A 22,081-nucleotide genomic window follows, 5' to 3' on the forward strand; every position below is an offset into this window, starting at 1 on the left:
CGTCATGTTACTCAAACCTTTCAGTACATTTTATTGAAAAGTGAGATAAAGGATCTGTAAATGAGCGCTGATAAACACCTACAAAGTTGGCAAGAACGTTTTGAAATGGCAGAGGCGATGCAGCCTTTGTTAGGCAAGTTGTACCGTAACCAAGGCGTTGAAGTCGTGGTCTATGGCAAGCCGTTACTCAATGCTTCTACGATTGAAATCATTAAAGCGCACCGTTTAGTTCGTCGTCATGTCGGTGAAAAATTACGTTTACGCGAGAGTTTCCCCTTCGTTCAAGCTTTGAGCAAACTCGCAGTTAAACAATGTAAAGTGGATATTGGTAAACTCGCTGTCAATTACTGGCGCGACCATACTGATGTCAGCGAAATTGAAAGCTATATGGCAAAAGAATTGGCCGATGCTATCGACCATGCCGATGATGTCGCGCCGCGTGACGTCGTGCTTTATGGTTTTGGCCGTATCGGTCGCTTATTGGCACGCTTGCTGATTGAACGCACAGGTCGCAGCAATAAGTTAAGATTACGCGCTATCGTTTTACGTGGCGGCAAGAAAGGTGATTTAGAAAAACGCGCGAGTTTACTGCGTCGTGACTCAGTCCATGGTCCTTTCAATGGTTCTGTTGAAGTTGACGAAGAGAACAACGCCATCATAGCCAACGGCACTTATATCCAAGTGATCTATGCTAATTCACCCGACGAAGTGGATTACACTAAATACGACATCAATGATGCATTGATTGTCGATAATACAGGTATTTGGAAAGATGAAGCGGGTCTTGGTTTACACCTTAAGAGCCCAGGTGCCAGCAAAGTATTACTGACGGCTCCTGCAAAAGGCGCGATTAAGAACATCGTTTACGGTGTGAACGAAGGCGATATTACCCCTGAAGACATTATCGTTTCTGCGGCGAGTTGTACCACCAATGCTATTACGCCAGTACTGAAAGCTGTGAATGATAAATATGGTATCGAGAATGGTCACGTTGAAACGATTCATTCTTATACTAACGATCAAAACCTGATTGATAACTATCATACTGCTGACCGTCGTGGCCGTAGTGCACCATTAAACATGGTGATCACTGAAACGGGTGCAGCAAAAGCGGTTGCTAAAGCTTTACCTGCATTAGCCGGTAAGTTAACAGGTAACGCGATTCGTGTGCCGACGCCTAACGTCTCTATGGCGATCATCAGCATGAACCTGAATGCTGAAACCAGTAAAGATGAGCTTAACGAGTATCTGAAAGATACGGCGCTACAATCACCACTGCAAAATCAAATTGATTACACAGACTCTACTGAGATTGTATCGAGCGATTTAGTGGGTTCTCGCTACGCGGGTGTGGTTGATTCACAAGCGACTATTGCAGAAGGCAAGCGTGCCATTCTTTATGTATGGTATGACAACGAATTTGGTTACAGTTGCCAAGTGGTTGGCGTAATGCAAACTATGTTAGGTTTAACGACGTTATCTCTACCTGCGTAAATTGCCCGCGTAGTTTTTGCTCGAGTGATTAATGACTTTGCCTAACCTTTGAATAAAGCGCCCAATAGGGCGCTTTTGTTTTTCTATACTTCTACAATTTTATTGGATTCGACTCCATAACTCACCATCATCCCCTGTTTATCTGCCGCGTTTAATTAGCGTAGCATCGGCATCAGTATCGGTACAAAGCCTAAATTGATGAATGAAACATCAACTTTACTGAGGTGTGGCGGTTTATTGGGCAAACGATACGGCTTAGATCATTTTTTAAAAATTGTTGATTGACTCTGAGGTCTAAATCGGTAGAATGCCAATCCGCAGTCAGGGGAAAGCATGCCGAGCATGAGTTCAAATGATTAAGCGCAATGATAGGCGACATTAGCTCAGTTGGTAGAGCGATACCTTGCCAAGGTATAGGTCATCGGTTCGAACCCGATATGTCGCTCCAAATTTTAATAAATTTGGCAGTTTGGGCGCGATGGCAGAATGGCTATGCTGCGGATTGCAAATCCGTCGATCTCGGTTCGACTCCGGGTCGCGCCTCCATAGATTAAAGTATTAATGACACGATTCCCGTCGTTAATATAAAGAGTTTGCCCGAGTGGTGGAATCGGTAGACACAAGGGATTTAAAATCCCTCGCTGGTAACAGCGTGCCAGTTCAAGTCTGGCCTCGGGTACCAAAAAACAGAAAAGCCCTGACTGATGTCAGGGCTTTTTTGCTTTATAACTTCTACACCCACATTTCATGATTCTTAATCTAGTATCACTACAGCTATAGATTGGTCAGGCCCAAGCCTACGATTTTACTCATTCAGTATTGCGACTTCTGACCTGTTTCTTTTCTACAATACAAAACTGAGTGATTTTGTGATCTAGATGTTGTAAATCGCTTTATTTAAGTAATGTCACTATTTGGGTAATAATTGCGTAATAAAATGTACTTTTTATTGTTGAATCGACAATAGCGTAATAATTTCCCTAAGAAGGGACTTAAGTCGCTATTACCCCCTTAAAGACAGTGGTATAAATAAGCCGAAATTTCCCCTACACGCGCATATTAGGATACGTAGTCATGATTTTCTCTCAAGTATTACTCGCACCCGCTGATCCAATTCTTGGTTTAACCGATACCTTTAAAGCTGATCCGCGTCAGGATAAAGTTAATCTTGGTGTTGGCATTTATAAGGATGAGGCAGGACAGACTCCCGTTCTGGCTTCAGTGAAAAAAGCCGAGGCCATTTTACTTGAGCAAGAGAAGACCAAAAACTACTTAGGCATTGAAGGCGTTCAAGCTTATAACCGTGTAGTACAAACATTGTTGTTCGGCGAAGGCAGTGCATTAATTTCTTCTGGCCGTGCTGCCACAGCGCAAGCTCCTGGTGGTACAGGAGCACTGCGTATTGCTGCTGAGTTTTTACTGCGTAATACCGATTCGCACACTATTTGGGTGAGCAATCCAACGTGGGCCAACCATCAAAATATTTTTGAAACGGCGGGTTTAACGGTTAAAGAGTACGGTTATTACAAAGCAGAAGCCCATGACATCGATTTCGATACCATGATGACTGACTTGTCTCACGCCAATGCGGGTGATGTCGTGCTGCTACACGGTTGCTGCCATAACCCAACGGGTATCGATTTAACGTTGGCGCAATGGGAACTTGTTGCTCAATTGTGTGCTGATAAGAAACTCGTACCACTGTTTGACTTTGCTTATCAGGGTTTTGGTGCTGGCATTGAAGAAGATGCGGCAGGTCTGCGTTTAGTCGCGTCTAAAGTGTCTGAGTTGCTGGTCGCTAACTCTTTCTCTAAAAACTTTGGTTTATACAACGAGCGTATTGGCGCCGTGACTGTGGTGGCTGAAGATGCTGATGCTGCCGTACGTGCTTTTAGCCAAGTGAAACGTACCATACGCGCCAACTATTCTAATCCGCCAGCCCACGGCGCACTGATCGTCAGCACGATATTAAATGATGCAGCTCTGAAAGCCATGTGGGTGCAGGAAGTCAAAGAGATGCGTGAACGTATCGCCGAAATGCGTACTCTGTTTGTTGATAGCTTAAAGGCTGAGGGCGTGACTCAGGACTTCAGTTTTATTTCTCGCCAAAATGGCATGTTTAGTTTCTCAGGTTTAAACAAAGCCCAAGTGGCACGTTTGAAAGACGAATTTGGTGTTTATATTGTCGGCTCTGGACGCATTAGCGTTGCAGGCATGACTAAGACGAATATGCCTGTTATCTGTAAAGCCATAGCACAAGTGTTGTAATGGTTATTGCAGCCTTATAGACAGACTAAAGGGACATTCCTTTTAGCTTTACAGTATAAAGGACAGCACTTGCTGTCCTTTATTATTTCGATTGAATGATTAACAGGTAAGCGTTAGCAGGCATGCGGTTGTTGAGTGAGATCATTGAGTCGCAGCAGGGCGCTTAATGCATCTAATAGGTTCGCTTGATCATGCAAGTTTGGATTATGGCGATTCTTCAACGGAAAATAGTTAATCAGTGGCCCTAAACGCGTTTGTTCACCGTGGCGAAGTACTTTGTGAATAATGGGCTTGCCAATCACCTGGTGACACCAAGCTATGCGTTGCTCAATGCTAAACCGACCCGCGGGTGAGGCCTCTTCGGCAAGATTATCGATAAAGATCACCTGCGCTTTAGTAGCGGCGAGGCTTTTCGCGAACTTAGGTAACAGCAGCGGCGGCATGATACTGGTTAAGAAACTCCCAGGGCCTAGGATAACTAAATCTGCGTGCCGAACGGCCTCACAGGCTTCAAAGGTGGCATCGACCTGTGGCTCAAGGCAGAGTGCAATAGGAGCCTCATTCATACTGTCGACATTAATTTCCCCAAAGACTTTACTGCCACAGGCTTGCAGGGCCACTAAGTGAGTGGGCTGCTCTGACATGGGAATAAGTTGGGTTTCTATCTTAAGTAAGTTACGGATGAGATTAACCGCTTCTAATGGACGAACGCAGAGTTGATCAAGAGCCAGTAAAATTAAATTACCTAAATTATGGCCACTGAGTTCAGTGGCACCTTGGAAACGATATTCGAACAATTGCGAGCCAACGGAAGGACGATTAGCTAAATGGGATAAGCAGTTACGTAAATCTCCCCAAGCAATACAGTCTTGCTCGGCTCTCAGTCGACCAGTAGAACCACCATTATCAGTGGTGGCGACAATCCCTGTAAGGCGGTTGCCTAAAAAATCGAGCGAGGATAATACTCGGCCTAAACCATGGCCTCCGCCGATGGCGACGACACGTTCAAATTGATTTAACATCAAATGCTGCATCTGGGTTTTTCCTTCCTGAATACCCGAAAATTTAATGTCATAGCCATCCATTGTCGCTATAAGCGGGATGACTCATGAACCGTTGTGCAATGGTGATAACGCTAAGGAACCTTAGTATAAATACTCAGTCAAATGCTTGCATCTATAAACGACGGCGTAATAGCAAGCTCGACTCGATAATGGTGCCTCAGGCGTAATATTGTACCTGAGTTCGTGAACATGATGATGGGCAAATTTCGTGAAATCTGACAAATAGCTTATAATCCGGCCTTTATTTGCCCAATAAGGGCGTTACACCTAAGGTGAATGATTGAAAACGGGTAGAATCGGTTCGTTTACATTGGCATTAGCCATGGTCATAGTGGCGATTTTTGCATTACGAGTTTGGATCATTCCTCACTCGAATGACTCATCCGCTATTGCGCCCCAATTCGTCAGCGATGTCGATCCTGTTACGCAAGTCCCTGACTTTTCAGCGATCAGCGACATTACCGAAAAGAAGAAAGCTTTTTTTGATTTCCTGCGGCCGATTGTTCAGCAACAGAATGCCATTATCTTGATGGAGCGTGGCTTTATCAATGAGATGCTTGCCTTAGTCGATAATGGTAAGAGTTTATCTGATACTGAATTAGCGCAGATCAATGCGTTATTTGATAAATACCAATATGCGGCGCGTAACGTAGATGCTAAGTCATTAGCAAGCTTACTTAAACGTGTCGATATCGTGCCGGAATCTATGGTGTTAATTCAAGCCGCGAATGAATCGGGTTGGGGGAGTTCACGTTTTGCCAGAGAAGGTTTTAACTTTTTTGGTGAATGGTGTTTTACTTCTGGCTGCGGCATAGTGCCGTCCTCACGTGGTTCGGGTAAAAGTCATGAGGTGAAAGTGTTTTCATCGGTCGATGAATCGGTTTCATCCTATATGCGTAATTTAAATTCTAATACTGCCTATGCGTTATTTCGCTCTATTCGAGCTGATTTACGTTCACAGGAGCTAGAGCCAACAGCGGATCAATTGATTTACGGTTTAGTGAATTATTCTGAAAGACAAGAAGCTTATATTGATGAGCTGCTTGATATGTTACGTCATAATGAAAAATATTTGGTGAATGTCGATGTATAAAAAACTGTTGTTTAGTAGCCTGTTTTTGTTGGCAACTAGCGCCGCCGCAGAAACTGTATCCCTTGAATATAAAGGCTTTTATGATAGGTTAAAACAAGTCAATAAAGGCGGTTATCAACTCGTGGAAGTGGCTTTTAGTGTTCCAATGCAAAAGAATTGTTTGATCCAAAGTGGTTCTATTTCCAGTGAAAAAACCTCAACGCCACTGACGTATACTGATGCACAGCGGTTATTCATTCCCTTAGATGATGATTTAAAAGATCAGCGAGCCTTGGTTAATCTGCATTTCGCTGGCAGCGCTGAGGGATGTGGTATTGCAATGCAAGTTAGAGCAAAACAGACATTAGCCGAGTACGATAAAACGCGCTTACAACAAATCATGACTGAGATGGACACGCTGCTCGGTGCTATGCAAGGCTTCCCGATGCGTTATTTTAGGGAATCCATTACTGGCTTAAACTTTGAATTCTCACCTGAACAAGAAGTCTATGTACGCCTTAATGGTCGAGAAGAAGCGATAAAAGGCAGTTATAAATTAGCCGCTAATGAGCTTGAAAGCATCACCACGCTAAGCTTCAGTGCCCAGCCATTAGTCTTGAGTCCTTGGGTGAAGTAATCATTTTGTATTTTTTGAATAGGTGTCTTGAGATAAGCGATTCAGAAGCGCTGGCTCAAAGATAAACTTATTCTGTAGCCATAAAAATGCCCACATTAAGTGGGCATTTTTGTTGTGTTAATTTATCTTGTTTACTTTCGTTGCGTTAACTTCTCTTACTGAATAGGCGCTAAATTCAGTCTAAGTTAGACTTCGTAAGTGTTAACAATATCAATGCGTTTTGCTGCATCCAAATCGATACGACCACTATTGGCGATATCAAGAAAATCGAATGCAGGTAGATTGGCTTCAGCAACATCACCACGCATAGGCGCATCTGGGTCACGTGTTAGAGACACAAAGTCGAATTGCTCACGGTCAACACCCTGTGATGGTGCGGTGTTTTGCATGGCAGTGAATATTGTTTCAATGCGTCCTGGGTATTGTTTATCCCACTGATTCAACATGTCTTTGACAGCGGCGCGCTTTAAGTTTTCCTGTGAGCCACACAAGTTGCATGGAATGATTGGAAATTCTTTTAAGCTGGCATATTCTTCGAGATCTTTCTCGCGACAATAGGCTAGGGGACGTATGACGATATTAGCGCCATCATCCGACAGCAGCTTTGGCGGCATTGCTTTCATCTTACCGCCAAAGAACATATTTAAGAACAAGGTCTCGATAATGTCATCCCTGTGATGGCCTAGGGCGATTTTAGTGGCGCCGATACGCTGAGCAAAGCCATAAAGCGTGCCGCGGCGCAGGCGAGAGCACAAGGAGCAGGTGGTTTTACCTTCAGGGATTTTGTCTTTCACTATCGAGTAAGTATCTTTCTCGAGGATGTGATAAGGCACATTGAGCTTATCGAGATAGGCAGGCAATACATGTTCAGGGAAGCCCGGTTGCTTCTGATCTAAATTAACCGCAATGATTTCAAACTGAATGGGCGCGCGTTGCTGCAGATTCATCAAAATATCGAGCATGGCGTAGCTGTCTTTACCGCCACTGAGGCAGCACATGATCTTATCGCCATCTTCAATCATATTGTAATCGGCAATCGCGCTGCCCACTTCACGACGAAGCCGCTTCTGTAATTTATTCAGACGGGTAGTTTGTTTTTTTGATAATTCTTCCGGCATAGGATTTACCGTAACTTCAGATATAGCTTCAAGCATAAAAAAGCGCCCAGTAACACAGTTTCAGGGCGCGTATTATTCCAGCTATCTTTGGCGGGGTAAAGAGCCGCGTATTGCTTAGGCTTCTTCTAACGGTGATTTATAACCGTCGGGCTTTATAGCCAATAAATCGCAGTTGATGCTATCGATAACATGTTCAGCGGTATTGCCTATCAGTGCTGCTGAAAATCCGGTACGACCAACAGTCCCTAGGATCACCAATTCAGCATCAAGTTTTTCAGCCAGCTCAGGGATCACATCCTCTGGTAAACCTTCTTTTACATGGCAATGACTTGGATTAATATCATAAGCGCCCGCAAGATAACTCACGCGCTGCTCATGCTGCATGCGAATGGTTTCGTTGTATGACTGGGCATCAAAGTCAGGAAGCTCGATGGCTAAGTTAACTGGCGTGCCGGGATAACCATTAACTAAATGTACTTCAGCAGAGAACTTTTTCGCCAAATCTTTTGCATGCTCAATAATTTTACCGTTAAGCATTTGATGATCGGTATCTTCGGTTGCCACATTCACAGCACAGAGGATTTTGCCCGCGGCTGGCCAGTCATGGGCTTTCACCATCAACACTGGCACAGGGGCTTTACGCATTAAATGCCAATCAGTTGGAGTGAAGATCACCGCCTTGAGTTTGTCGTGGGCATGGGTGCCTTTAACAATCAAATCATATTGCCCTGAAATAGCATGATTAATAATGCTTTCAAAGGGGCGATTATGCCAAATGACTTGAGTATCGATATTGAGTTGCAGATGAGTATAAGCGGCGAGTAAGTCTTGGATCCAGGCGAGCCGTTGATCTATGACACCTTGACGCATGGCTTCGCGTTCTTGATTCGACAGAATCGAAGTCATTTCGTAGGAAAAGTCGAAGATAGAAAGAAACACAGTGACTTGAGCGTTGCATTTACTGGCCAAGGCGACCGCTCGTGCAAGGGCAACTTGATTCTCAGTGGTAGGGTCAACCACAACCAGTATTTTTTGATAATCCTTCATGTTTGGTTCCTTTAGTCATAGGCTCAATATCATCATGAGCCTTTGGCAGTGAGCTGTATTGTTCTAGATCAAACTCATTTGAAATTGATTAAAACTCGCTTAAAAATCATGCCTTAATCTGCATGACATGTCTAGCAAGCACAGCTTTTACCATTAAACTGTTATGCTATTGGCGACAATTATTTAGGCTTGACCTCTTACGGTTAATACTCTCGCGATTGACTATCTCGCGATGCGAGAATTACCCGCTAACAGATTTAGCTCTTGCGAGTCGAGGATAGTGATGTACTTACCCTTAACATCAATCAAGCCTGACTTTTGGAAGCGTCCAAGTAAGCGGCTGATGGTTTCAACGGTTAAACCGAGATAATTACCAATGTCACCGCGGGTCATGGTTAAGCGGAATTCTTTAGGTGAGAAACCACGACTGCCGAAACGATTTGCTAAATTGCTGATAAACGCTGCTAGACGTTCTTCGGCATTTTTCTTACTGAGCAGCAGGATCATTTCTTGATCGCTCATGATCTCATTACTCATTAGACGCATGATCTGCTGACGTAACTTAGGCATAGTGCCCGAAAGTTCATCGAGGATATTAAAGGGGATTTCACAAACCATAGAGGTTTCGAGGGCCTGTGCAAAACTCTGGTGCAACTGAGCGTGAATACCATCAAAACCAATCACATCACCCGCCAGATGGAAGCCCGTTATCTGCTCATCACCTTGCTCGGTAATAGTGTAACTTTTGATGGTGCCAGAGCGGATCGCAAACAGGGATTTCAACGCATCACCTGACTTAAAAATTTGCTCGCCTTTCTGGATTGGCTTTTTACGCTCAATAATATCGTCGAGCTGATCTAGCTCACTTGCATTGAGGGTAAAAGGAATACAAAGGGTACCCATACTGCAATCGTGACAATGGATTGTGCATCCGCTAGCGGCAGGACGACGATTCTTATTTTGTTCAATTGTCATGTTGATTCTCAAGTTTATCCACTGCAACCATGTTAAACCAATTCACTCACTTGGGCTAGTTTAGCTGCGCGAGTGCGATATATAAAGTTTGACCACCAAAGGCAATTAACAGTAAGCCGCTCAATAGTCTAACGGTTTTCTTTTGTACCCATGCAGCAAGGCGTTTTGCCGCCACGCCAGCGCTTAATAGAGCGGGTAAAGTACCCAAGCCAAAGGCTAACATAATTAAGGCGCCTTGGCTGGCAGAGCCAGATGCAACCGACCAAGTTAAGGTGCTATAGACGAGGCCGCAGGGGAGCCAGCCCCAAATGAATCCCGCCATGACTGCTTGGCTCGGATTCTTGATTGGAACAAGGCGCTGCGCTAGCGGTTTTAAATATTGCCATAGCCATTGACCTACACGCTCAATTTGCACTATTCCAACCCATATTTTAGCGATGTAAAGCCCTGTTGCAATCATCATCAGTCCAGCAACCATGCGCAGGACAATCAGATAAATATCCAGTTCAAATAAGTGACCAAGACCTGCCGACGATGCGCCTACTAAGCCGCCCGCTAAGGTGTAACTTAAAATACGTCCTAAATTGTAACTCAGTAAATATTTAAGCTGATGGGCTAGCTGGTTACCTATTTTAGGATGGGGGATTTGGGCGGAAAACGCGCCCACTAAACCGCCACACATACCAAAACAATGTGCAGCTCCCATCAAGCCGACGAGAAAGGCACCAGTGACATTGTACTCAATCACAAAGGCATGCCTTTTTGCTGATTTTTTATCGCTTGCTGCGCTGCGATGTCATCATGTTCTGCTGTTGACTGAATGGCGGGGGGGGCTAGATGGCCAGGTTTGTCAGTATTTTCATCAAACAATATAGAAACACTTTGACGGTCAAGATCGTCAAATTGCTCAGATTTTACTGCCCAAAAAAAGACCATTACCGCAATGGCGACGAAGATCATGGCAATGGGGATAAGCACATAAATAATTTCCATAATGACCTCTTACTATCTGGTTAAACGTTTTATTATGATCACACTTTTACCCGTAATAATCTCAGGCTATTACCGACCACAATCAAAGAACTCGCCGACATGCCAATCGCGGCAATATAAGGTGCCACATGACCAGTGACAGCTAAAGGCAAGATAAGGGCGTTGTAACCCAGCGCCCACGCTAAATTTTGTTTAATAATTTGCGTGGTCAGTTTAGCGACCGCGACAGCTTGGGTGAAACGGGATAGATGATCGCCCAGTAAAATCAAATCGGCACTGTTTTTGGCAATCGCACTGCCACTGCCCATGGCGACCGACAAATCAGCCCCCGCAAGTACAGGCGCATCATTGATGCCATCGCCAAACATCGCCACGCGAGTATGCTGTTGTAATTTCGTTACTAGGGCAAGTTTACCCGCGGGCGTTAATCCGCTGTGCACATCTTCAATTCCCAGCTCTTTGGCCAGTTGATGCACATGTCCGGAGCTATCGCCGCTGGCGATACTAATGCGACAACCTTGTTGCTTTAATATTTCAATCGTGGCCTTACTGTCTTGACGAATATTGTCTTGGATCTCAAAGCTGGCAAGCACTTCAAGCTGCTCATTAGCTGAGCGTGCTAACCAAATCTTTTGGGTTGGGTCCTGAGTATCGACACGTGCACCAGTAAATACAGCATTACCAATTAAATAATCAGTCCCCTCGATACGGCCTCGAACACCAAAGCCGACTTCATGGTGAACTTGTTCTGCGACCAAGGTATTATCGGCAAATAGGGCAAATGCAGCCGCAATCGGATGACGAGAGCCTGTTTCCAGCGCTGCGGCAATAGCTAAGGCCTGCGTCTTTGTTAAATCGGCCATGCACTGCGTTTGCCCGATAGAGAGCGTACCACAGGTAAGGGTGCCAGTTTTATCAAAGACCACATGTTTAATCTGCGGAAGTTTTTCAAAGACACCGGCTTTGCGGGTAATGATCCCAAGACGGGTAAAAATGGCGGTTGCACAGGTGACGGCGGTCGGTGTCGCTAGCGCTAAGGCACAAGGACAAGTGGCGACCAGAACCGATAACGTTACCCAAAAGGCATCCTCTGGGGAAATCTGTTGCCAAACCAAATAGGTGATCGTCGCGATTGTTAGAATCGTACCCGAGAAATAGCGGGATAATTTATCGGCTAATAGGGCTATCGCAGGTTTTGTATTGGATGCCAGTTCCTGCAGTCGAATAATTTCAGCCACGAGTTGGTCTTGCCCCAATGCGGTAACTTTAACTTTTATCGGTTGGTCGACGTTGATAGTACCAGCGTACACTTGCTGATCTTGCTGTTTTTCAATGGGCATTTGCTCACCTGTGAGCATAGCTTCATTGATATTTGTGTGGCCTTCAATCACCACACCATCGGCCGCAACCATTTCTCCTGGTTTCACAAGGATCACATCATTGAGGCGTAACTTTTTGGCCGGAATTTCTTCTTGACCATTTTCGGTGACTAAGTGTGCAGTGAGCGGCACCAATTTATGTAAATTACTGGAGCTGACCGAGGCCTTTTGTCTTGCCTTTTGCTCGAAGTAACGCCCGAGTAACAAAAAGAATGTAAACATGGATACGGATTCAAAATACACTTCGCCTGTGCCATTCACTGTGGCAAAACAGCTTGCGGTATAGGCACCACCAATGGCAATCGAAACAGACACATCCATATTGAGTTTGCCGCTGAGCAGGGTACGAATGGCACTAAAATAGAAGGGCTGCGCCGAATAAAGCACCACAGGCGTGGCAAAAATCATGCTGACCCAGCGGAAATAGTCCCGATACTGCACGTCTAAATCAGTGAAGTAGCCAGTATAAAGGGCGAGGGCGAACATCATGACTTGCATAGTCGCAAAGCCAGCTAAGCCTAAACGCAGTAAAAATTTGCGACTATTGAGTTTATTGTTGAGCTCTTGTTCGTCAACTTGGTAGGGCGCGGCTTGATAGCCAATACGACTAATTTGTCCGAGAATATCGCTAAGTTTTACCTTGCGTTTATCCCAACTGATCATGGCGCGTTGGGTGGTTGAGTTGACTAGCACTTGGCTCACGCCCGCGAGTTGTTTGACTTTGTGTTCAATTAACCAAGCACAGGCGGCACAGGTGATACCATCGATGGAGAGTGATACTGATTCGACATTGTCCTCAGAATGCACAAAGTCTTGCTGCACTTCGGGCAAGTCATAGGCGCTAAATTGCGTTAATGCTTCGGGGACCAGGGCATTCTGTTTACTGCCAGGCTCAGTGCGGAACTTGTAATAACTGAGTAATCCCGCATCGACAATCGCTTGAGAAACCGCCTGACAGCCAGGGCAACACATAAGTTCATCACGGTCATTAATGCGAGTCACAAACTGCTGGCCCGTCAGAACGGGCTCTTGGCAGTGAAAACAACTTGGATACGTCATAGCGCTACTTATTTAACCACAATCAATTCAGCCAAAGTTGGACGTGATCTTTTAATTCAACGCGTTGGTGAATTCGCCATTTACCATCGTAACTTTCGAGGCGAACTTCCCAAGGGCCGGTTAGGGTAGTAGGGATGGTAATGCGATACACATTGCTGGCATCGGCCGTCGCAGTGAGTTTCATATCTCTGTCGGCAATGGTTGGATGATAGAACTCGACTTTCAAGGCGGCTTGATATGTAGGTCCCCCTTGCTGCGTCAGTAAAATCTCATTATTGGCTTGATCGAGTGAAAAATTCATGCCTATTTGTTTGGCATACTTCACTTTACTTAAGTCCATATTAATGGCTTTGCCATCTTTGTAGTAATCCTCGGCGACTAAAGAGTCCGAGTTCGTAAGGGCAATTTTTAGCGTGGTAAAACTTGCGACGACGGCACATAAAGGAAGAATAATTAAAAACCAAGGCCAGAACTGCTTATACCAGGCTTGTTGTTCGCTCATGTCAGATACCCATTCAAAAAATTTGCGCCATTTTACCGTTAAAAGACGGTTTTAGCACTTTAAAAAAAAGGCCTCGAAGTCTTCGAGGCCTTAGTGTTACTTATACCTAATTACTTGTTTGACAAGCTATAAACATAAGCTGTAATGACGTGAACTTTCTCTTCACCGAGAACGTCTTTCCACGCTGGCATCACACCTGCGCGACCATGTTTAATGGTCTCTTCGATCATGCCACGGCTACCGCCATATAACCAAACATCGTCAGTTAAGTTAGGAGCACCCATAAACTTGTTGCCTTTAGCGTCCATACCATGACATGCAAAACAACCTTTCATGAATGAGCCTTGACCTTGAGCAGCGAGTTTCTCGTCATGCTCACGACCAGACAATTTAACAACGTATTCAGCTAAACCAGCAATCTCACTATCTTCGATTGGCAAACCACCTTTGGGTGGCATCATGCCATGACGACCAGCCATGATAGTGGTCTTAATCGTGGCTAATTCACCACCATATAACCAGTCACCATCGGTAAGATTAGGGAAGCCTTTGCTACCACGTGCATCAGAACCATGGCACTGAGCACAGTTTTGCAGGAACAAACGGCCGCCCACTTTCAACGCTTCTTGGTTTTTCACTAATTCTTCTAGTGGTGTTGCCAAGTAAGCCGCGAAGATTGGGCCATATTTTTCATCAGCGTGTTTTACTTCTTGATCATACTGAACATAAAGACCTTCTTTTGCTGCTAGCTCAATCGCTGCGGCAGAATCGGCTTTAATGCCATGCTCTGTGCCGATACTCTGGTTAGAACTGGTCCAGCCTAATAGGCCTTTATAGTTACCTAAACCAGGAAATAGGGCCAAATAGATCAAGCCAAACACGATAGTGATATAGAACATATAACTCCACCATTTTGGCAGTGGGTTATTGAGTTCTTCAATACCGTCGAAACTGTGACCCATGGATTCGCCTTCTTTTACGTCAGTAGTGTTCTTAGAACACACACGCAGTAATAGAAAACAACCCGCGATCACGACTAACGAGAGTACAGTAATCCAAACACTCCAGAAGCTACTCATCACTTATTCTCTCCTGAGTCCTTCGATTCCTTGCTGATTTCCTCATCGGAAAATACAAGGTTAGCTGCTTCATCAAATGATTTCTGACGGCGCGAGCTATATGCCCAAGCAAAGATACCGATAAAGGTCAGCATCACAATAATGGTTAAGATGCCTTGTAATGTGCCGTAATCCATATATTGCCTCCTTATTTGAGTGCGTGACCCAAAGACTGAAGATATGCAATCAAGGCTTCCAGCTCTGTCTTACCTGCAACAGCTTTCTGTGCGCCAGCGACTTCTTCATCGGTATAAAGATCATTACCTTTGTAACCGCCTTTATGCATGTTACGTAGGATAGTCATCTTCGCGCCCGTCAGTTCGCCGTCTAACTTGTTTTCGGCTAACCATGGGAACCCAGGCATATTCGATTGAGGTACTACGGCACGAGGATCGATTAAGTGAACTTCATGCCATTTATCGCTATAACGACCGCCAACACGTGCCAAATCAGGACCTGTACGCTTAGAACCCCATAGGAATGGATGGTCCCAAACAGACTCGCCAGCGACAGAATAATGACCATAACGTTCAGTTTCAGCCCGTAAAGGACGAATCATTTGGCTATGGCAATTACTGCAACCTTCGCGCACATATAGATCGCGACCTTCGATTTGCAGGGCAGTGTATGGCTTTAAACCTTCAACTGGCTCAGTCGTATCTTTTTGAAAAATCAACGGTGTGATTTCAACCAGACTACCGAAGCTGATAGCGATAACAGTAAAAATCGCTAGCAAACCGATGTTTTTTTCGACTATCTCATGATTAAATTTCATCGAGTTTGCTCCTTTAAGCCGCTGTGGGTTCAGCCAATGCTGGCAATGAATCTTTAGAGGCTTTCACTGTACGGATCACGTTATATGCCATGATCAGCATACCGGTAAGGAATAAACAACCGCCGAGGAAACGCACAAAGTAGAAAGGATAAGAAGCTTCCAGACTTTCAACAAAGCTATAAGTCAAAGTACCGTCAGCATTCACTGCGCGCCACATTAAACCTTGCATTACACCCGAAATCCACATAGAGACGATGTAGAGTACAGTACCAATCGTTGCTAACCAGAAATGAACATTGATTAACTTGACGCTGTACATACGGCCGTGGCCAAATAACACAGGGATCAGGTGATACAAAGAACCAATAGACACCATAGCAACCCAGCCTAGCGCGCCTGAGTGAACGTGACCGATAGTCCAGTCTGTATAATGTGACAGTGCGTTAACTGTTTTAATTGCCATCATCGGGCCTTCGAAGGTAGACATACCATAGAAAGACAAAGAGACAACTAAGAAACGTAAAATAGGATCGGTACGCAGTTTATGCCAAGCACCAGACAAGGTCATGATACCGTTAATCATACCGCCCCAAGAAGGTGCGAATAGGATCAGTGACATCACCATACCTAAAGACTGAGTCCAGTCAGGTAGCGCGGTATAATGTAAATGGTGAGGACCTGCCCAAATATACAGTGCGATCAAAGCCCAAAAATGGACAATTGATAGACGATAAGAATACACAGGACGACCCGCTTGCTTAGGTACGAAGTAATACATCATCCCTAAGAAGCCTGCGGTTAATAAGAAACCAACGGCGTTATGACCATACCACCACTGTACCATGGCATCGACAGCGCCACTGTATATAGAATATGACTTAAACGGGCTAACAGGTACTGCCATTGAGTTAACAATATGAAGTACCGCTACGGTAAGGATAAACCCACCGAAGAACCAGTTTGCCACATAAATATGTGAAGTTGTGCGCTTAACAATCGTGCCAAAGAATACCGTAGCATAAGCTATCCAGACGATAGCAATTGCGATATCGATAGGCCACTCTAGCTCTGCGTATTCCTTACTCGATGTGTAGCCTAAGGGTAAGGTGATTACTGCGGAGATAATAATTGCTTGCCAGCCCCAAAACGTAAATGCAGCTAACTTAGGTGCAAATAGTCGGGTTTGACAGGTACGTTGTACGACATAATAGGATGTTGCAAAAAGGGCTGATGTACCGAACGCGAAGATCACCGCATTGGTGTGTAATGGTCGCAAGCGACTATACGTTAACCAAGGAGTGTCAAAGTTCAGCTGAGGCCAGATTAACTGAGCCGCAATTAATACACCGACTGACATACCAACGATACCCCACAAAACTGTGGTTAAGGCAAATTGGCGGACAATGGTGTAATTGTAATCAGCGCCTGTTGGCTGGGAATGGTTCATCATCATGCTTCCACTGCTTATTACTGATACTTTGAGTAAAGACAAGCTTTACCTGTTATAAAACGACATAAAAATCAGCTTCCCTATTCAGGTTGCTGAGTCATGTCAATGCGTTACCCTGCATATTTTTGCTCAAATATGAGGTTTCGCAATGATACTTGAGCAATATCAAAAAAGATACCAAAGAAGGGGTGTAGAAAGTTGATCTAGATCAACCTACGCCATAGAATGTTAACATATTGCGTCGTAAGGTTAATCTTTGTGCTAAATCGTCCTAATCCCTATTTATTCATCGCGTTAATTCTCTTCAATCTCACAGCTTGTACTGAAGATGCTAAGCAAGTCACACTAAAAAGCAGTCTTGATCCTTCTCTCTGTCAATTTTCGGTAGGGGATTGTGTTAAACAAGTGGGCGATATCAAACTCACTGTTAGTCTGTCGCCAGAAAATGCACCGAGCGAAAAGCCATTAACATTAACACTATTAGCGTCTTCGCCTATTACCGATGTGCAAATCCGCTTAGAAGGAAGAGATATGTTTATGGGCGTTATTCCCGTAAATGTGAAGCAAACCGACGAAATGACTTATATTGGTCAAATGGTATATGGCTCTTGTAGCAGTGGTTATATGGTTTGGCGCGGCTTTGTTAGTTTCAACCTTAATGGCGAAACTAAAACGGCTGTTTTTGATTTTCTCGCAGATGACAATGGTTAGATATATCTTTGAAAGTGCCTGATAGGCTTTCTAAATATCAAGACAATCAACTATACAGATTAGTGATCCTTCCAGTTTTCTTTTACTTTGACAAAAATATCTACATTTTCAATAAAGAGCTGTAATAAGTGAGGATCAAAGTGTGTTGCCGCCCCTTTACGCATTTCAGCTAAAACCTCTTCTAAAGGCCAAGCTGTTTTATAGCAGCGGGCATGGGAAAGGGCATCAAACACATCTGCGATTGCTACAATCCGCGAGAAAATGTGAATTTCGTCTTGTTTTAGATTTGCAGGATAACCAGAACCATCATATTTTTCATGATGTTGCAGTGCAATAATTGATGCAGCCTTTAGTATTGGTCGCTCAGAATTTGCAAGAATTTGATGGCCAATCATAGGGTGCTGACGCATAACTTTCCATTCTTCGTCATCTAATTTGCCGGGTTTAAGTAGGACAGCATCGGGGATCGCAATTTTACCTATGTCATGCATTGGTGAGGCACGGCGTAGTAAATCGGCTTCGTATTCACTTAAACCGGCGAGTAATGCTAATTGAGAACAATACTCCGCCATACGTTTCACATGATTGGCAGCTTCTTTCGAGCGGCTTTCAACAACATCACCTAAACGTAAAATAAGCTCTGATTGTGTATCTTCCACCTCCTGATTGAGCAGCAAATTTTCAAAAGCTATGCCCACGTTGATGGCAAAAATATCAATGAGTTTCTTATCAAGATCATCAATTCTATCAATACCATCCATATAAAGTAGATTGATTAAACCGCCTTTGGTGGGAAAGTAACCGATAAAGCAATTGTCTTCATAAAGGCACCGCTGTTGGGTGAGCGCACTGCGCAGTAGACGATCAATATGTTCAGGTAGTTGCGTAATGTGGGATTTATTTGCAAATTGACCAGTACCTGCAAGGATTTCTATATTGACAGGTTCAACATGACCACTAATCGCATCAATTGCATTACAAGTCAGCAGTAGCGTTTCTGAATCGAGATTAAGTAGAGTGGCCACTTGAGTCAGTAGCCCATCGGCGAATTTATGCAGGGTGCGCAGTTCAAATAATCCTGAGGTGGCTTCTAGTACTCTTTCTAAGCCCTTACGGTGATTTATTTGGGTGCGCCTTGCTTGCTCGATTTCCATGATATCGCGATAAGAGCGAAGGGCTGAGTAGACGCTGGTCATCAGCTTACGGGAATCCAGTTCAGCTTTTGCTTTGTAATCATTGATATCGTAATTGACGATAACGTCTTCTTCAGGTGCTTGCCCTGGCTGGCCTGTACGTAAGATCAATCGAGTGGTTTTATTCAATAATTCTTCACGGATCCACTTTACTAGTTCTAACCCCGCATGATCACTTTCCATGACAACATCAATAAAGGCAATGGCGATGTCATGTTCTTGATTGAGTAATTCTTTTGCTTGTTCGGCACTATAAGCATTGATAAAGGTGAGGGCACGGCCATCAAGTTTAAAGCGGGAGAGGGCAAGCTTAGTGACGGTATGAACATCAGGTTCATCATCGACCACTAATACCTTCCAAGGAATACCAGACTCTGTTGTCTCGGTAGACTTTTTACCGGAAAAAAGAGGGTTTTTCTTTGCAAGATCAATCAGCATCCGATACCTCATTCAAGTAAAAATAATGATCACATAATCAGTGTAGTAGACACATTTCAAAGCGGTGCAAAATCTTGCATAAAATAACGAGGTGAGTGGCAATCCTTAAATTACATTGTTGATAACGATTCTCATTTGTGTATTCTGTTACTATCAAACAATGATAGGGAGGGAAAGGGCATGACGAATCGAATTAACTTATCAATTTCAGCGCATAAATTGGCACAGCTGATACATGATGGACACATCTGCGCATCTGACTTCACGTGCTTAGATAGCCAATCGAAACAGCAAGTGTGGCAGCTATGCTTGATCTGTTGCAAAAAGCGTATTACTTGTCAGCAATGTTCATTTTCAAGTTGCGCTAAAAATCTGACATATCTTGATGCCGATAAATAACATTATCGGCATTTGCGTTTAAGTATTATCATACAAGAAACTCTTATAATTCAGATGTAATATGCAACTTCCTCCAGTAATTCCGTTATTTGACTCATTTGAATTCATACAAGTTGGCAATAGTATTGTTAACCAATATATCACCCAAATTAGCATGAAAAAGGTGGTTGATGCGGGCTTAATCATCGAGCATGCCAGTGATTGGCTATTTGAGCAAAAGCATAACGAAAACAACTATAAAGCTTATCGCAGTGAACTCACTACGTTTCTGCATTGGTGTTTTGATGTAGTTTCAATGTCTCCCATTCAAGTTACGCGCAAAGACATGAGCCGTTACGTTGATTATTGCCAAGCACCGCCGATAGCACTGATCGGTTATTTTAATGTGCCACAGTTTAAGTACGATAAACTGCATGATGAACGGGTTCCAAACTCGCAATGGCGACCATTTGTCGGCAAAAAACAACTCGGGCAAATCCAGCCTTATGTGTTAAGCGATAATGCGTTAAAAACAAAAATGGCCATTTTGTCTTCGTTTTATTCGTATCTGACAAGTGAAGAATATTGTGAGCGGAATCCTGCTCAAATCTGGCTTAATCACAGTCGATTTGCAGCAAACAGGCAATATCAGCGTCAAAGTCATGAAGATGAAAATAGTCTCGCATTCACTGAATTACAGTGGTCATATATTATGGCGACCGTTACTGGACAAGCAGAAGAATTTCCTGAGTTACATCAAAGAAGTTTATTCCTCATTATATTGATTTATTGCTGTTATTTACGCATTTCAGATGTGTCTGCACGTGCGGGTTATTCGCCGGTGATGAACCAGTTTAAACGTAATCAGCAAACGGGCATCTGGAGTTTTCATATTCCGTTGAGTAAAGGTGGTAAAAGACGCAGTGTTGCGATTTCAAAAGCTTTGCTCGATGCATTAGTCAAATATCGTCAGTTTTTAGGATTAACGGATTATCCAGGACCAAACGAAAATCATCCTTTGTTTGTACGGCATAAAGCTGCTGGACGCGGCCGAGATGTTGGTATCCTCAATGCCAATCTAGGCATTCGTCATGTTCGCGACGAAATTCAAAAAATAATTAATCTGGCTGCAGAACGTATAGAAATCGATGGCTTTACACAAGATGCGGCGCAGATGCGCAAACTTACTGCCCACAATATTCGTCACACCGGCATTACGCACGATATCAATATCAACCGCAGACCGTTATCCCATGTACAAGCCGACGCTGGCCACGAAAGTATCGACACTACATCGCAATATTTGCACACAAGCCAAATTGAACGTCATGAGAGTGCGTTCAACAAACCAATCGACCATTTGAAAGGTATAGAGTGATTCGACACAAAGATGCGCACAATGTATATTATGTTAAATGATGAATTTATACCATTCACTACATCGATAAATTTGTGTTCGTGGCCACTCAGAATGAGATTTCGCGGCAGACTGAGATTTACCTTTATGATGAACATGAATCTAGGCCGCAAGCTAACCTACTGATATTTTTTGCTGTTTGACTAGCTAGGATTAGCAAATGGATATTCAGATAAAAATTACGGACGGTTTCTTATTCGATTAGATTGAAATTTTCATCTAAAGTCTGATATTGAAGATGTCATTGAGCTATTGGATTTTCGCGTCTCTACGTGAATGCTTTAAGATTTTGTGTAACCATATGCGAAAGAAATCATGTAAAACGCGCAGTAACAGCTTTAAAGCAGATTTACTTATGCAGAAAGCCTTCAAGTTCGAAGATATGATATGACTCTATCGAAACGGATGTTAAAGCGACCTAAACTCTGGCTAAGTGATACATTTGTCTTACCGGCTATAAATGCACTGATTGATACATGGAATCTTTAGAAATGAACTGAGCAACTGAGCAACTGAGTTCCTGTGTATAAATGTGTCAGTAAATAATGAGTTCATTGAACGGTTAATAGTGTTATCTGAGTCTCCAAGAATGTCGATAAATGACGTTATCGGCATTAGCGTAAAACTGTATTTTTCTTGAATAATAGCTTATGCACATAATAACAAACTGTATTCATCTAATTGAATCATGATGGACAACAAAAACTGTGTATGTCGAGGGTACACTGCCCTAACTTGTTACGAATTGCGAAGCTAGTAAATCTCAGCGCATGGCCCACTTTATACTCTTTAGACCCCAAAAATCTCATACTCAATAAAACATTGATGAGCTATATCTTGGTACGCCTTCCCTCATTAGTTGCTAAAATTGGACTAAGTGTTAATTGCGTAGTTCAAATAAAATCGAGTCATGACTACGTTACTACTATCTCCCTTATCCACCCTCGCCCATCAATCTCTGTAAAGGTTTGTTCTAAGTATAACAACCTATTA

Annotated in this window: 20 protein-coding genes and 3 tRNA genes; 10 read left to right on the plus strand and 13 right to left on the minus strand. The window is 43.6% G+C overall.

Translation table 11 applies throughout. The features are described 5' to 3' along the window. Nucleotides 1–60 precede the first annotated feature (60 nt). The 5 genes from L5M11_RS09720 (at nt 61) to L5M11_RS09740 (ending at nt 3,762) form a co-directional block, all read left to right on the plus strand. Nucleotides 61–1,494 (plus strand): glyceraldehyde-3-phosphate dehydrogenase, encoded by a 1,434-nt coding sequence (locus tag L5M11_RS09720; protein ID WP_028759978.1) that lies wholly within the window; start codon nt 61–63, stop codon nt 1,492–1,494. Between the two features lie 372 nt (nt 1,495–1,866). Continuing rightward, nucleotides 1,867–1,942: transfer RNA gene (locus L5M11_RS09725), tRNA-Gly, on the plus strand. Nucleotides 1,943–1,966: 24 nt separating this feature from the next. Continuing rightward, nucleotides 1,967–2,040: transfer RNA gene (locus tag L5M11_RS09730), tRNA-Cys, on the plus strand. 49 nt (nt 2,041–2,089) lie between these two features. Beyond that, nucleotides 2,090–2,176, plus strand: a tRNA-Leu gene (locus tag L5M11_RS09735). Nucleotides 2,177–2,568: 392 nt separating this feature from the next. Next, nucleotides 2,569–3,762, plus strand: a complete 1,194-nt coding sequence (locus L5M11_RS09740; protein WP_105252476.1) for an amino acid aminotransferase — start codon at nt 2,569–2,571, stop codon at nt 3,760–3,762. A gap of 113 nt (nt 3,763–3,875) precedes the next feature. On the opposite strand, the gene L5M11_RS09745 is transcribed toward L5M11_RS09740, so the two are convergent. Further along, nucleotides 3,876–4,796, minus strand: a complete 921-nt coding sequence (locus L5M11_RS09745; RefSeq protein ID WP_263186624.1) for a YvcK family protein — start codon at nt 4,794–4,796, stop codon at nt 3,876–3,878. Nucleotides 4,797–5,106: 310 nt separating this feature from the next. Between L5M11_RS09745 and L5M11_RS09750 the strand changes: the two genes are divergently transcribed. Together L5M11_RS09750 and L5M11_RS09755 are read left to right on the plus strand one after the other, a co-directional pair. Beyond that, nucleotides 5,107–5,919 carry a glucosaminidase domain-containing protein gene (locus L5M11_RS09750; protein WP_028759975.1) on the plus strand — a complete coding sequence of 271 codons (813 nt, stop codon included), beginning with the start codon at nt 5,107–5,109 and terminating at the stop codon, nt 5,917–5,919. Next, nucleotides 5,912–6,535: a DUF2987 domain-containing protein gene (locus L5M11_RS09755; protein WP_105252477.1), complete on the plus strand. Its 624-nt coding sequence runs from the start codon at nt 5,912–5,914 to the stop codon at nt 6,533–6,535. Before L5M11_RS09750 ends, L5M11_RS09755 begins: the two co-directional genes overlap by 8 nt. A gap of 185 nt (nt 6,536–6,720) precedes the next feature. Here L5M11_RS09755 and ttcA read toward each other — a convergent pair whose 3' ends face one another. The 11 genes from ttcA to ccoN form a co-directional block, all read right to left on the minus strand. Continuing rightward, nucleotides 6,721–7,689, minus strand: coding sequence for a tRNA 2-thiocytidine(32) synthetase TtcA (gene ttcA, locus L5M11_RS09760; RefSeq protein ID WP_173244915.1), 969 nt, complete (start codon nt 7,687–7,689; stop codon nt 6,721–6,723). Between the two features lie 78 nt (nt 7,690–7,767). Then, nucleotides 7,768–8,700: a universal stress protein UspE gene (uspE, locus tag L5M11_RS09765; protein WP_105252478.1), complete on the minus strand. Its 933-nt coding sequence runs from the start codon at nt 8,698–8,700 to the stop codon at nt 7,768–7,770. A gap of 222 nt (nt 8,701–8,922) precedes the next feature. Further along, nucleotides 8,923–9,675: an electron transport transcriptional regulator EtrA gene (etrA, locus tag L5M11_RS09770; RefSeq protein ID WP_263191993.1), complete on the minus strand. Its 753-nt coding sequence runs from the start codon at nt 9,673–9,675 to the stop codon at nt 8,923–8,925. A gap of 55 nt (nt 9,676–9,730) precedes the next feature. Next, complete coding sequence (locus L5M11_RS09775) at nt 9,731–10,423, minus strand: sulfite exporter TauE/SafE family protein (protein WP_198573458.1); 693 nt, start codon at nt 10,421–10,423, stop codon at nt 9,731–9,733. Then, on the minus strand, nt 10,420–10,668 hold the full coding sequence (gene ccoS / locus L5M11_RS09780; protein ID WP_263143450.1) for a cbb3-type cytochrome oxidase assembly protein CcoS: 249 nt from the start codon (nt 10,666–10,668) through the stop codon (nt 10,420–10,422). Before ccoS ends, L5M11_RS09775 begins: the two co-directional genes overlap by 4 nt. Nucleotides 10,669–10,706: 38 nt before the next feature. Further along, a complete protein-coding gene (locus L5M11_RS09785; protein WP_173244906.1) occupies nt 10,707–13,106 on the minus strand; it encodes a heavy metal translocating P-type ATPase in 2,400 nt (799 codons plus the stop codon). Nucleotides 13,107–13,128: 22 nt separating this feature from the next. Beyond that, the gene (locus L5M11_RS09790; protein WP_263143446.1) at nt 13,129–13,608 is read right to left on the minus strand and encodes a FixH family protein; all 480 of its coding nucleotides are present in this window, start codon (nt 13,606–13,608) and stop codon (nt 13,129–13,131) included. Between the two features lie 110 nt (nt 13,609–13,718). After that, nucleotides 13,719–14,687 (minus strand): cytochrome-c oxidase, cbb3-type subunit III, encoded by a 969-nt coding sequence (ccoP, locus tag L5M11_RS09795; RefSeq protein ID WP_028759967.1) that lies wholly within the window; start codon nt 14,685–14,687, stop codon nt 13,719–13,721. Next, nucleotides 14,687–14,863: a cbb3-type cytochrome oxidase subunit 3 gene (locus L5M11_RS09800; protein WP_107404487.1), complete on the minus strand. Its 177-nt coding sequence runs from the start codon at nt 14,861–14,863 to the stop codon at nt 14,687–14,689. The genes ccoP and L5M11_RS09800 overlap by 1 nt, the downstream gene beginning before the upstream one ends. 11 nt (nt 14,864–14,874) lie before the next feature. Then, nucleotides 14,875–15,501, minus strand: coding sequence for a cytochrome-c oxidase, cbb3-type subunit II (gene ccoO, locus L5M11_RS09805; RefSeq protein ID WP_107404488.1), 627 nt, complete (start codon nt 15,499–15,501; stop codon nt 14,875–14,877). Between the two features lie 13 nt (nt 15,502–15,514). Further along, nucleotides 15,515–16,951, minus strand: a complete 1,437-nt coding sequence (ccoN, locus tag L5M11_RS09810) for a cytochrome-c oxidase, cbb3-type subunit I (RefSeq protein ID WP_263192005.1) — start codon at nt 16,949–16,951, stop codon at nt 15,515–15,517. A gap of 258 nt (nt 16,952–17,209) precedes the next feature. Between ccoN and L5M11_RS09815 the strand changes: the two genes are divergently transcribed. Continuing rightward, on the plus strand, nt 17,210–17,662 hold the full coding sequence (locus tag L5M11_RS09815; RefSeq protein WP_263143439.1) for a hypothetical protein: 453 nt from the start codon (nt 17,210–17,212) through the stop codon (nt 17,660–17,662). Between the two features lie 59 nt (nt 17,663–17,721). Here L5M11_RS09815 and L5M11_RS09820 read toward each other — a convergent pair whose 3' ends face one another. Then, on the minus strand, nt 17,722–19,293 hold the full coding sequence (locus tag L5M11_RS09820; RefSeq protein ID WP_113940482.1) for a DUF3369 domain-containing protein: 1,572 nt from the start codon (nt 19,291–19,293) through the stop codon (nt 17,722–17,724). 180 nt (nt 19,294–19,473) lie between these two features. Here L5M11_RS09820 and L5M11_RS09825 point away from each other — a divergent pair, with 180 nt between their 5' ends. Next, the gene (locus L5M11_RS09825; RefSeq protein WP_105252484.1) at nt 19,474–19,692 is read left to right on the plus strand and encodes a hypothetical protein; all 219 of its coding nucleotides are present in this window, start codon (nt 19,474–19,476) and stop codon (nt 19,690–19,692) included. Nucleotides 19,693–19,753: 61 nt separating this feature from the next. Continuing rightward, on the plus strand, nt 19,754–21,049 hold the full coding sequence (locus L5M11_RS09830; protein ID WP_263191995.1) for a tyrosine-type recombinase/integrase: 1,296 nt from the start codon (nt 19,754–19,756) through the stop codon (nt 21,047–21,049). Nucleotides 21,050–22,081 lie beyond the last annotated feature (1,032 nt).

It is taken from the genome of Shewanella sp. SM87 (assembly GCF_025653705.1).
In the GTDB taxonomy this organism is placed as follows: domain Bacteria; phylum Pseudomonadota; class Gammaproteobacteria; order Enterobacterales; family Shewanellaceae; genus Shewanella; species Shewanella oncorhynchi.

What these genes read in the sequence shown, in the direction of transcription:
- uspE (WP_105252478.1), bottom strand. Translation starts at nt 8,700, where the DNA reads ATGAAGGATTATCAAAAAATACTGGTTGTGGTTGACCCTACCACTGAG.
- L5M11_RS09820 (WP_113940482.1), bottom strand. Translation starts at nt 19,293, where the DNA reads ATGCTGATTGATCTTGCAAAGAAAAACCCTCTTTTTTCCGGTAAAAAG.
- L5M11_RS09825 (WP_105252484.1), top strand. Translation starts at nt 19,474, where the DNA reads ATGACGAATCGAATTAACTTATCAATTTCAGCGCATAAATTGGCACAG.
- L5M11_RS09800 (WP_107404487.1), bottom strand. Translation starts at nt 14,863, where the DNA reads ATGGATTACGGCACATTACAAGGCATCTTAACCATTATTGTGATGCTG.
- L5M11_RS09740 (WP_105252476.1), top strand. Translation starts at nt 2,569, where the DNA reads ATGATTTTCTCTCAAGTATTACTCGCACCCGCTGATCCAATTCTTGGT.
- ttcA (WP_173244915.1), bottom strand. Translation starts at nt 7,689, where the DNA reads ATGCTTGAAGCTATATCTGAAGTTACGGTAAATCCTATGCCGGAAGAA.
- L5M11_RS09790 (WP_263143446.1), bottom strand. Translation starts at nt 13,608, where the DNA reads ATGAGCGAACAACAAGCCTGGTATAAGCAGTTCTGGCCTTGGTTTTTA.
- L5M11_RS09755 (WP_105252477.1), top strand. Translation starts at nt 5,912, where the DNA reads ATGTATAAAAAACTGTTGTTTAGTAGCCTGTTTTTGTTGGCAACTAGC.
- ccoS (WP_263143450.1), bottom strand. Translation starts at nt 10,668, where the DNA reads ATGGAAATTATTTATGTGCTTATCCCCATTGCCATGATCTTCGTCGCC.
- ccoO (WP_107404488.1), bottom strand. Translation starts at nt 15,501, where the DNA reads ATGAAATTTAATCATGAGATAGTCGAAAAAAACATCGGTTTGCTAGCG.
- etrA (WP_263191993.1), bottom strand. Translation starts at nt 9,675, where the DNA reads ATGACAATTGAACAAAATAAGAATCGTCGTCCTGCCGCTAGCGGATGC.
- L5M11_RS09785 (WP_173244906.1), bottom strand. Translation starts at nt 13,106, where the DNA reads ATGACGTATCCAAGTTGTTTTCACTGCCAAGAGCCCGTTCTGACGGGC.
- ccoN (WP_263192005.1), bottom strand. Translation starts at nt 16,951, where the DNA reads ATGATGAACCATTCCCAGCCAACAGGCGCTGATTACAATTACACCATT.
- L5M11_RS09720 (WP_028759978.1), top strand. Translation starts at nt 61, where the DNA reads ATGAGCGCTGATAAACACCTACAAAGTTGGCAAGAACGTTTTGAAATG.
- L5M11_RS09745 (WP_263186624.1), bottom strand. Translation starts at nt 4,796, where the DNA reads ATGCAGCATTTGATGTTAAATCAATTTGAACGTGTCGTCGCCATCGGC.
- ccoP (WP_028759967.1), bottom strand. Translation starts at nt 14,687, where the DNA reads ATGAGTAGCTTCTGGAGTGTTTGGATTACTGTACTCTCGTTAGTCGTG.
- L5M11_RS09830 (WP_263191995.1), top strand. Translation starts at nt 19,754, where the DNA reads ATGCAACTTCCTCCAGTAATTCCGTTATTTGACTCATTTGAATTCATA.